The organism is Clostridium sp. Cult2 (assembly GCF_021655075.1).
In the GTDB taxonomy this organism is placed as follows: domain Bacteria; phylum Bacillota; class Clostridia; order Tissierellales; family Tepidimicrobiaceae; genus Schnuerera.
In genome coordinates, this window is sequence record NZ_PPXX01000042.1 from 1 (window position 1) to 11,625 (window position 11,625).

An 11,625-nucleotide genomic window follows, 5' to 3' on the forward strand; every position below is an offset into this window, starting at 1 on the left:
GCAATTTCTGTTGAGTTAGGACCAGGGATTAAATTAGTAGCTCCAATTAAATCCATAAATTTATCATGGTTAATCCATTTCCTTTTATTTATTATTTCTTCTTCCATCATGGCAATATGAGCTGCCGGTCCACCAAAAGCAAAGAAACCTAATCTCAAAAATACTTTAATTATCTCCTTTTGCCTTTCTACTTTATCCCTTATATTTAAGCTATTATAATCGTTTTCTTTCAAAATATCCCTCCTTTGGGCTTCTATTATATAGTACCCAAAGGAAGGATTTAAAAACTGCATTAATCTATCTTAACCTCCCCCTACTGGTGGAAATAAAGCCAATACATCACCATCTTTAAGCTGTCTATTCAAAGGACCATCCATTCCATTGAGTAGCACTATACTAGCTTCTTCCTCATTTATATTTAATAAATCCAGTACATAAGAAATATCCTTACCCTCTTCTAATTCTATTATTTGATTCTTTTGCCTTCCCTGTCTAAAGTGAGCAAATAGCCTAACTTCAACTTTAATCATCCCATCCACCTCCCCTTTTCATTATTATATAATACAGGTTTGAAAATTATCAACAAAAGAAATCGAAAAGGCTCCTTTCGGAGCCTTAATCTTTTTAAGTTACTAATCTATATGTTTTTTATACTCTTCAAGTCCTAATCTTTCTAAAGTTTCTTCTGTTGGTATACCTTTTTCATCCCATCCTCTTACTGCATAGTACTCAGGTAGTAGTTTATCTAGATGGTGTATATGACCTTTTGATGGTCCATCTACTACAGGATCTTCTAATAATCTCTTTGGAAGTTTGTCATGGGAACTATCTATTCCTTCTCTTAGATTATATAGCTTTTCTAAATTCCATACCCTTTCTCCCGCTTCTAATAATGTGTCATTATCATATATATCTCCACATACTGCATTATACATATCCACATAATCTGGCAATCCCAAACCAAAGGTACTAAATACACATAGGCCTATGGAGTCTATAACTGCAGTTAAATCATGAAAAACCTTAGCATATGCTGCTTTTCCTTCTAAGGATAGTCTATCTAATTTTTCAGGATAACCTAATATTTCAGGACTTATCATATATCCTTTAATATGGCATCCACCTCTATTGTTTACAGCATAAGTTATTCCATGTCCTTGAACTCCCCTTGGGTCGTAGGCAGGAAGTTCTTGCTTTTTAACTGTCATAGAAAATTCTGGAACACCGTATGATTCTGCTAATCTATAGGAACCTTCAGCTAATTTATCGCCAAAGCCTTCCCTTAATCCCATCTTCTTTGTCCAGCCTATTACAGCATCTTTATCTCCCCATTTTAAACTTAAACCGTCTGCTTCTATTTCTTCATCTTTAATATAACCCTTTTCATATAGTTCCATAGCTGCTGCTATGGTTGCACCAGCTGATATAGTGTCTAATCCATACTCATTACATAGCATATTACATTCGTTTATTGCATTATAGTCGTATACATCACAGTCAGCTCCAAAGGACCATACGGTTTCATATTCTGGCCCTCCAACAACTGTACCATCGGCTAGTTTGACTACTCTACCACAAGCTATAGGACATCTAAAACAAGGATTTTTCCTCACAAGATATTTTTCAGTCATAGTTTCGCCAGATATTAAGTCTGCCTTATCTGTATAGGATTCTTGGAAGTTCTTTACTGGCAAAACTCCAGATTCATTTATTATATTTACCAAAACAGCACTACCATAGGTTGGTAGTCCCCCACCAGCTACTGGATCTTCTCTCAATGTTTTAACCTTTTCTTGTGATACTTTCTTAGTTCTTTCTTCATCAAATATTGGTATCTTTTTAGTTCCTTTAACAACTACAGCTTTTAAGTTCTTAGAACCCATTACTGCTCCTACACCACCACGTCCAGCTGCTCTATCTATATCATTCATTACAGCAGCCATTGGAGATAATTTTTCCCCGGCTGGCCCGATGCAAAGAACTTTAATGCCTTCTAATTCTTTTTCAATGGCTTCAGTTGTTTCACTAGCAGTCTTTCCCCAAAGATGATTAGCATCCCTAATCTCCACTTTGTCATCTTCAATATAAAGATATACTGGTCTGTCAGCTTTTCCTTCAAAGATTATAAGGTCATGGCCTGTAGCCTTAAACTTTGCTCCCCATTGGCCACCAGAATTAGCTATAGCAATAGTTCCTGTCAACGGAGATTTGGTTATAACCATATACCTTCCGCTAGTAGGAACAGGTGCTCCTGTTAAAGCTCCAGTTGCTATTATTAGTTTGTTTTCTTCACTCAATGGTTCTACATTTGCTGGAACCTCATCCATCATAATCTTAACTCCTAGACCCCTAGAGCCTAGAAATTTTTGTGCTACTTTATAATCTAGAGGCTCTACTTCTATGGTTCTTTCTGTTAAATTAACTCTCAAAATCTTCCCCATATATCCACTCATAATTTATACCTCCCTATATAATTTATCTAAAAAAGCTAATAGTAAATTTTTCACTATTTATACTTTTACTTCATAGTATTAATTATGCATAAATTATGCCAAAAAATAAAAAGCCTTGATATCAATCTTATATCAAGGCTTTAATAAGAACCGTTCCATTCTAATACGATTTTTCACTTTATTCCCGTTCCAATCCAGACCACTGCTCTAGATTAGAGCAGTCTATTCCATATTTATCCATCTTCCTATAAAGGGTATTCCTACCAATACCAAGAGCTTCTGCTGATTTGGTAATATTGCAAGAGAATATTTCTAATACTTCCATTATATGTTTTCTTTCTATATATTCTAATAGAAGATTATTGTATATATGCTCCTTTAATCCAATAGTTCCCTCATCTCCTGATTCTTTTGGTACATATCCCAAATTTATAGATAACTCAATAAAATTTTCCAATTCCCTTACATTTCCTGGCCATTCATAGTTCATTAGTTCCTCCATTATATCCTTAGGTATAGGAATTTTCTTCTTATTTAGTCGTTTGGATATTTTACTCATAAAATAATCTATAAGTAGAGGAATATCTCCTTTTCTTTCTCTTAATGGTGGAATTCTAATGGGCAGAACATTTAACCTATAAAATAAATCCTTTCTAAAATTACCTTCTTTTACTTCTTCTTTTAAATTTCTATTACTAGCCGCTATTATCCTCACGTCTACAACCCTTTGGTCAATTGCTCCAACTCTAGAAACTATTCCCTCTTCAATAACCCTTAACAGTCTAGTCTGCATGCTATAGGGCATTTCTCCTATTTCATCTAAAAAAATAGTTCCTTCATGAGCAATTTCAAATTTTCCTGGTTGCCCTTCTTTTTTTGCCCCAGTAAAAGCTCCTTCCACATATCCAAATAGTTCTGACTCAATTAAATTTTTGGGAATAGCTCCACAATTAATAGCAACAAAAGGTTTGTTTCTTCTGTCGCTATGATTGTGTATGGATTGAGCAAATATTTCTTTCCCAGTGCCCGATTCACCTGTAATGAGTATAGTGGACTTTGAATCAGATACCTCCTTGGCAAAACATACTATTCTATTGAAATTTTCATCCTGGGAAATTATTTTATCAAAAGTATAAATGGCTTTATTTTCTAATATTTTATTAGCTAGTTTTCTTTCTTTTTTAACATCATTAAAAATATAGACAATATCTAACCTATCACCGTCAGTTCCATGTATGGGATATGCCGATAAGTTAAATCTAACCTTATTTGTCCTCGCATTTACATATACTTCTTCTTCAATAATACTCTTTTGTTTCTGCAATAAATTCTCTATTTTATTTGGATTTTGGAATAGGTTGGATATAGGTTTGTCAACTATCTCCATTGCCTTATAACCAAACATATCTAATAGTTGATTATTTGCATTTTTAACATAACCATCTACACCTGTAATGGCAATTCCTAAAGGTATGTTTTTTATTATACTATCTACATATTCTTTATAATCCATGTTTATCACCTAATTTCATCCTGCAGATTAGTATTATTAATCAAGTCTACTTTATCCCCTACTTTTATAGGTCCTTCCTTTATCACCTTGGCAAACAATACTTCCTTAAATAATGGGCATGGATTATGTGAGATGAGTAGATTACATTCAGGGAAACATCTTTTTCCTATAGAAGTAATTTCTTGAACAGTATCCCCTATAATAATCCACTGTCCTATATATAGTTTTTCAATATTTAATCCTTCAATTGTAATATTTTCATAAAATCTATTGCTACAAATCCCCTCTAAATCTCCTTTTTCCATATATCTTCTTACTTTCTTAGTAGCAATAGATACTTGTCTATCTCCACCCACTCCATTTATATCTCCAGCGAGACCATAATCTTTTATTAAATAACCTTCTTCAATTTTTTCAATAGTCCTGTCCTTTTTTTTCTTTATGAATAGAGAATCAACTCGCATTTAAAGCACCTCTATGGTATCTCCAGGTTTAATGGCCCCACCTTTTATAACCCTTGTAAATATTCCTTCTTTAGGCATTATACATTTACCTACCTTTTTTGAAATAGCACATCCTACATGGCATTCTTTCCCTATTTGAGTTACCTCTTGAATTGTTTCACCTATTTTCATTCTAGTCCCAATAGGAAGTTCATGTAGTATTATTCCTTCTGTAGTAATATTTTCTGCAAAATCACCATGTTTTAAACCTTCAATTCCTAATTCTTCAACCTTTTTAAAACTTTCGATTCCAAGAAGACTAACTTGTCTATGCCATTTCCCGGCATGAGCATCTCCTTCTAATCCATAATCTTCTATAAAAACACCTTTTTCTATAGGTTTTTTTACTACGCCTTTTCCTTCAGATATATTTATATCAATTACTTTGCCAAGTTTATTCATAATAGACACCTCTCTATCAATCTTCTTTTCTAATATATTCACCAGATTTGCCACCAGATTTTTTGAGTAATTTTATCTCTTCAATTACCATCTCTTTATCTACTGCTTTACACATATCATAAATAGTTAGGGCAGCTATGGATACAGCTGTTAATGCTTCCATCTCTACCCCAGTTTTGCCAATAGTCTTAACTTCTGATTCTATTTCTATATTATCCTCTAATATATTAAATCTAATATTTGAACCAGTTATAAATATATTGTGGCACATAGGAATAAGATCGCTAGTCCTTTTAGAGCCCATTATGCCTCCAATTTGAGCTACAGAAAGGACGTCTCCTTTTTTTATCAATCCGTCTTTAATCATCTGTATGGTTTCTTTTTTCATTTTTATTCTTCCATAAGCTTTTGCAACTCTTTTAGTATCTTCTTTATTTCCTACTTCCACCATATGAGCTCTACCTTCTTCATTAAAATGAGTAAATTCCATTTTAACCTCCTATTTGGTACATTTTCTTAGTTACATATACTCCTGATTCCAAATTATGAGACTCTGGTTTTTCTCCTATGGCCTCAACTATAATCCTCTCTAAATCTTGTCCCTTTCTTAAAGCTTCCTTTAAGTCTATTTCATCTCTAGAATGGAGACATAATTTTAATTTCCCTTGAGCTGTTAATCTAATCCTATTACAGTATTCACAAAATTTACAGGATATTGGATTTATTAATCCAACTCTTCCCTTAGCATTAGGTAATTTATAATAAACTGCTGGAGAAGATATATCCTTTCTTTCTATTTCGATTAATTCAGGTACTTTTTTTAAAACTAATTCATTAGATATGAAGTATTTTGATTCATATTTTATTGCTTCTCCTATGGGCATCAATTCAATAAACCTTACATCTATATCTTCTTTTTCAGTAAGCCTTACCATGTCCTCTATTTCGTCATCATTAAACCCACCTATTAAGACTGTATTGATTTTAATAGGGGTTAAACCTACTTCTTTTGCAGCTTCAATTCCTTCCATTACATCTTTAAGTTTCCCAATTCTAGTTATATTATTATACTTATTTTCATCTAAAGTATCCAAACTTATATTAACTCTATTAATTCCCCTTAGTTTTAACTCTTTAGCATATTTCTTTAATAATATTCCATTGGTGGTTAAAGCAAAATCTTTTAATCCTTCTAACCTCCCAATTTTTTCAACAATATCTAAAATACCAGGCCTTAATAAGGGTTCTCCACCAGTAAGTCTTATCTTATTTACTCCTAATTTTACAAATACTTTTGCTATTTCCTCTATTTCTTCAACAGACAATATATCTTTATGATGAACTTTGGTAATTCCTTCTTCAGGCATACAGTATTTACATCTTAAATTGCATAAATCCGTTACAGATATACGTAGATAGGTTATATTCCTTCCAAATGAATCCTTCAAAACATCCACCTTCTTCCTAGGTTTACAAAACTTTTAATAATATCAATATAATTATATCATAATAAAAAGCTGTTCCAAAACATAATTTTAGAACAGCTTTTTATTTTCTCTTCAAATATATAACAATATTAGGAGTTGATTTATCAAAAAGAAAAGTTAGATTTTTAAGCCTAACTTTTCTAATATAGTCAATTTTATATGTGTATAGGTTTGTCTATGGCGCCAAGAGCTGCTTCCATAACCACTTCTGATAAGGTAGGATGAGGGTGTATTGCCTTGGCTACATCATAGACTGTAGATTCTAATTGCATTGCAACTATAGCCTCGGAAATCATATCCGTAGCGTTGCTAGCCATAATGTGAACTCCTATAACTTCACCATATTTATTATCGGATATTATTTTAGCAAACCCTAAGGTTTCTCCTTCTGCCAATGCTTTTCCATTAGCAGCTAATGGGAACTTGCTTACTGTAATATCATGTCCCTTTTCTTTAGCTTCCTCCTCTGTAAGTCCAACAGATGCCAGTTCAGGGAAAGTATAAACACAAGAAGGCACTATATTGTAATTCATAGTACTATCACTTCCCATAATATTTTCTGCAGCTACCATTCCTTCTGCAGAAGCAACATGGGCTAAAGCAAATTTTCCATTTAAATCACCAATAGCATATACCCCTTTTATATTGGTCTCCATTCTCTCATTGGTTTTTACAAATCCCTTAGAATCCAGCTCTAGGCTTAAATTTTCTATTCCCTTTAACTCAGGTTTTAATCCTAGAGATATAAGGTATTTGTTCCCTTTAAATAACTTTTCTTCTCCTTTATAATCTATTGAAACCCCATCTTCCGTTATAGACTTTAACTTTGTTTCCGTTACAATATTTATCCCTTTTCTAATAAGATGTTTTTCAAGAGTAATAGCCATTTCCTTTTCTATAGAAGACAATATATGGCTTGATCTTTGTATTAGAGTCACATTTGAACCTAAAGAATTAAATAGAGTGGCAAATTCTATGGCTATAACTCCACCACCAACTATTACTAAGTCCTTAGGCACTTGTTCTAATTGTAAGGCACCTTTACTATTGATAATCTTCCCAGACTTAAAAGTCTCTTCTAATCCTTGAATGGGAGGCAAATTGTCTTTGGCTCCCGTTGCTATTATAAGATTTTTTCCAGTTATGACCTCTCCATTAACTTCAATCTTATTTTTATCTATAACTCTTCCCATACCTTCAAAAAAGTCTATTTTATTCTTCTTAAAGAGCATATATATACCAGATACCAGTTTTTTTACAACCTTATCCTTACGTTTGGATAAAAGATTCCAATCCACCTTTACATCCTCTTTATCAATACCTATAATGCCAAACTCTTCTCCTCTTAATATATCTTCGTATAGTTTAGCAGTTTTTAATAGAGTTTTAGTAGGTATGCAACCCCAATTTAAACATACTCCACCTAGTTTTTCCTTTTCAACTACCGCCACCTTCCCCCCAAGTTGGGCTGCCTTTATGGCAGCCACATAACCTCCAGGACCTCCACCAATAACGATAACATCATATCTATTCATATAATCACCTTCATTCCTTTCTAGGATTTCAACAATAGCATCTCTGGATCTCTAAGCAATTCTGATAATAGATTTAAGAATCGAGCCCCACTAGCCCCATCAATTATCCTATGATCATAGGATAAGGATAAAGGTAATATTCTAGCAATAACTATTTCATCATCTTTTACAATAGGCTTTTTAACAATACGCCCTACACCTAAAATTGCTGATTCAGGATAGTTGATAATTGGAATACCGAAATGGCCTCCTATAGAACCATAATTGGTTATACTAAAAGTACTACCCCTTAATTCGTGAAGTTCTATTTTATTGTTTTTAGCTCTACTGCTTAAATCTTCTATTTCTTTAGCAATTTCTACTATACTCTTTTTATCAGCATCTTTTATTACAGGTACCATCAGACCTCTATCAGTATCAGTAGCTATACCTATATGATAAAAATGCTTTAATATTAACTCATCATTTTCCTCATCTAATGAAGAATTGAATTCAGAGAATTCCTTCAACACTCTTATAACTGCTTTAATGATAAAGGGAAGGAAGGTTAAGCTTACCTCTTCCTCTTTTAACCTTTCCTTATATTTCTTCCTGAATTCATATAATTCTGTCACATCTATTTCATCCATTGCAGTAGTATGAGGTATGGTAAATCTAGAAACCGCCATTTGTTCTGCAATAGTTTTTCTTATTCTGGTAAGAGGAATTCTTTCTATTCCTTCATCTTCTATAGGTGTACTTGCTTTGTATTCTATTTCTGGTAGTGTTATTTCTTTCATAGGTTTAAACATGGACTCCTTAGCCTTTATTATATCTTCTTTCATAACCCTACCATTGGGTCCTGTACCTTCTACCTTTGAAATATCCACACCTAGATCCTCAGCCATTTTTCGTGCAACAGGTGTAGCCAATACCTTAACTTTCTCAGGTTTTTCTGGAAAATTAGGTTGACCTTCCGTACTTGGTGGAATTTCTTCAGAAGAAGCTATTACCTCACCTACTACACCAGCTGTTTCTTCTTCCACTATTTCTTTCTTTTCAGCTAATTCTTCTTTACCATCTATTTCATCAGCCCCTCCTGAAGTATCTATGGTAATAAACACATCTCCTACATTAATTAAATCCCCTTCTTCCACTTTCAACCCTAAAACTCTTCCCGTTCTTGGAGAAGGTATTTCTGTAATTACTTTATCCGTCTCAACTTCAGCCACCGATTGACCTTCTTCTATATATTCTCCTTCTTTTACCAACCATTTCATAAGGTTACCTTCTGTAATCCCTTCACCTATATCGGGAAATCGAAATTCAAATTTCATATTATTACCTCCTCCCTAAAATTTCACAACTTCTTCTATAGTCTTTGCAATTCTTTCAGGAGATGGGATATAGTGTTTTTCTCCCCTTGGCAATGGGAAGGTAGTATCAAAACCCGTTACCCTAGTTGGGGGAGCCTCCAAATATAGGAAGGCCTTTTCGTTTATGATGGATACTATCTCTGCACCTACCCCTAAAGTCTTCGGAGCTTCATGGACTATTATTGCCCTTCCCGTTTTCTTGACGGAGTTTATAAAGGTTTCTCTATCCATTGGAGAAATAGTCCTTAAATCTATTATCTCAGGATTAATTTCTTTATCCTTTACAATTTTACTAGCTTCTTGTACATCCCTTACCATAGCTCCCCAGGTAATTATAGTTACATCTTCCCCTTCTTCTAATACTTTTGCTTTCCCAATTGGAAGTTCATAACTCTTTTCTGGAACCTCCTGCCTGAAGGCCCTATAAATTCGTTTTGGTTCTAAAAAGAGTACTGGATCTGAATCTCTAATGGCTGCTATTAGCAAGCCTTTAGTATCATAGGGTGTTGAAGGTATTACAACCTTTAACCCTGGAATATGGGCATATAAGGCTTCAGTACTTTCAGAGTGATGTTCCAAAGCTCTTATACCTCCACCATAAGGAGCACGAATTACCATTGGAAGTGTATATCGTCCTCGAGACCTGTTACGCATCCTTGCAACATGGGATATTATTTGATTAAAGGCAGGATAGGAAAATCCCATAAACTGTAGTTCAACAACTGGCTTTAAACCGTTAATTGCCATACCCACACCTGTACCTACAATAGCGGACTCAGCAAGAGGTGTATCAAAAGCTCTCTCTTTACCAAATTTCTTCTGTAGTTCTACTGTGGCTCTAAATACCCCGCCTTCCACACCTACGTCTTCACCATAAACTACTACAGTTTCATCCCTTTCCATTTCATTCATAAGAGCCTGATTTACAGCTTCAATAATATTCAACTTATTAGACATGTTAATTACCTCCTTCTAAAAAAGATTTGTAATCATTTAATTGTTCCTCTAAATGTGGAGGCATAGTCTCGTAATGATATTTAAATATATCTTCAATTAAAGTATCTGATTTGTCCTCTATTTCTTCAAAAGTTAATGTTACTTCCCTTTCTAATTCTTTTTTAGTCTTTTCTTCCCATTCTTCAGTCAGTATTCCTTTGTTTTGGAGATATTTTTTAAACCTTAAAATCGGGTCTTTTTCTTTCCATTTTTCTACTTCTTCATCTTCTCTATATTTGGTTGGGTCATCAGAAGTAGTATGAGCGCCTAGGCGATAGGTAAAGGCTTCAATCAATGTTGGCCCTTCACCTTTCCTTGCTCTATCTATGGCTTCTTTTGTTGCTGAATACATAGCAAATATATCGTTTCCATCTACTAAAATCCCGGGCATATTATAGGCAATTGCCTTTTGAGCAAGGGTTTTACTAGCTGTTTGTTTTTTTCTTGGAACAGAAATAGCATATTGATTATTTTGAATAATAAATACTACTGGTGCTTTAAATACAGTAGCAAAGTTCAAAGCTTCGTGGAAATCTCCTTGAGAAGTGCCTCCATCTCCAACATAGGCTACTACTACATGATTTTCACCTTTTATATTATTAGCCATGCCAATGCCTGTAGCATGTTGTAGTTGGGAGGAAATAGGAACTGAAACGGGTAATACCTTTACACCTTCTGGCATATAGCTTCCCCATTCATTACCATACCAATAGAGGAAGATATTTTTAAGAGGTACACCTTTAACAAGCCATGCTCCTAATTCTCTAAAAGATGGCACTAACCAATCACCCTTTTCCATAGCATAAGCACTACCTATTTGAGCAGCTTCTTGACCAATATTTGGAGCATAGGTTAGCATTCTTCCTTGTCTTTGATAGGATAGGGTTTTTTCATCGATAATTCTACTAAATAACATAGTTCTATAAAGGTATACTAATTCCTCCTCTAAAAGGGAAGGAAGGTCTTCTTCTGTAATGACTTGACCATTAGGATCTAAAATACTATAGTGTTTATCTTCTAATGGGCTATAATCTTCAAAACGCATATTTTATTTACCCCCTTTTATGGATTAAATTTCTTCATCAATACTTTGTTATATTTCATTCGATTTTGATAATCATTTTCATTGTTTTTATTCCCAAAATTCCCTGATTTAAACATTATGATATTTTGTGAACAATGATTATTTTTATACTAAAGGGAATGAAGTTAGGGCATAAAAATACTGGTACAATTTTATTAATAAAATTGTACCAGTTAGCTATTATATATTTAAACCTGAAATACTAATGAATTGAAAAAATCAATCATCATAAACAACTGTACAGAATCCAAAGGTTTCCATAGCATTTCCATATCCTACTTTTTTATCTCTAAAAAT

General features: G+C 33.7%; 12 protein-coding genes. All 12 read right to left on the reverse strand.

Annotated features, from left to right (window positions below):
• On the reverse strand, positions 1–233 hold a 233-nt coding region (locus C3E90_RS04520; protein ID WP_236914477.1), incomplete at its 3' end, for a chromate transporter.
• Between the two features lie 69 nt (positions 234–302).
• Positions 303–527, reverse strand: coding sequence for a MoaD/ThiS family protein (locus C3E90_RS04525; RefSeq protein WP_236914487.1), 225 nt, complete (start codon positions 525–527; stop codon positions 303–305).
• Positions 528–632: 105 nt separating this feature from the next.
• Positions 633–2,453 carry an aldehyde ferredoxin oxidoreductase family protein gene (locus tag C3E90_RS04530; RefSeq protein WP_236914478.1) on the reverse strand — a complete coding sequence of 607 codons (1,821 nt, stop codon included), beginning with the start codon at positions 2,451–2,453 and terminating at the stop codon, positions 633–635.
• Positions 2,454–2,631: 178 nt separating this feature from the next.
• On the reverse strand, positions 2,632–3,966 hold the full coding sequence (locus tag C3E90_RS04535) for a sigma-54 interaction domain-containing protein (protein WP_236914479.1): 1,335 nt from the start codon (positions 3,964–3,966) through the stop codon (positions 2,632–2,634).
• 5 nt (positions 3,967–3,971) lie between these two features.
• Complete coding sequence (locus tag C3E90_RS04540; RefSeq protein ID WP_236914480.1) at positions 3,972–4,430, reverse strand: MOSC domain-containing protein; 459 nt, start codon at positions 4,428–4,430, stop codon at positions 3,972–3,974.
• On the reverse strand, positions 4,431–4,871 hold the full coding sequence (locus C3E90_RS04545; RefSeq protein ID WP_236914488.1) for an MOSC domain-containing protein: 441 nt from the start codon (positions 4,869–4,871) through the stop codon (positions 4,431–4,433).
• A 16-nt stretch (positions 4,872–4,887) separates the two neighbouring features.
• Complete coding sequence (gene moaC / locus C3E90_RS04550; RefSeq protein ID WP_236914481.1) at positions 4,888–5,361, reverse strand: cyclic pyranopterin monophosphate synthase MoaC; 474 nt, start codon at positions 5,359–5,361, stop codon at positions 4,888–4,890.
• Position 5,362: 1 nt separating this feature from the next.
• On the reverse strand, positions 5,363–6,319 hold the full coding sequence (moaA, locus tag C3E90_RS04555) for a GTP 3',8-cyclase MoaA (protein WP_236914482.1): 957 nt from the start codon (positions 6,317–6,319) through the stop codon (positions 5,363–5,365).
• Between the two features lie 194 nt (positions 6,320–6,513).
• Entirely contained in the window at positions 6,514–7,893 is a 1,380-nt protein-coding gene (gene lpdA / locus C3E90_RS04560; protein ID WP_236914483.1) for a dihydrolipoyl dehydrogenase, read from the reverse strand.
• A 20-nt stretch (positions 7,894–7,913) separates the two neighbouring features.
• A complete protein-coding gene (locus C3E90_RS04565; RefSeq protein ID WP_236914484.1) occupies positions 7,914–9,209 on the reverse strand; it encodes a dihydrolipoamide acetyltransferase family protein in 1,296 nt (431 codons plus the stop codon).
• Between the two features lie 15 nt (positions 9,210–9,224).
• Positions 9,225–10,205, reverse strand: a complete 981-nt coding sequence (locus C3E90_RS04570) for an alpha-ketoacid dehydrogenase subunit beta (protein ID WP_236914485.1) — start codon at positions 10,203–10,205, stop codon at positions 9,225–9,227.
• A 1-nt stretch (position 10,206) separates the two neighbouring features.
• Positions 10,207–11,289 carry a pyruvate dehydrogenase (acetyl-transferring) E1 component subunit alpha gene (pdhA, locus tag C3E90_RS04575; protein ID WP_236914486.1) on the reverse strand — a complete coding sequence of 361 codons (1,083 nt, stop codon included), beginning with the start codon at positions 11,287–11,289 and terminating at the stop codon, positions 10,207–10,209.
• Between the last annotated feature and the right edge of the window lie 336 nt (positions 11,290–11,625).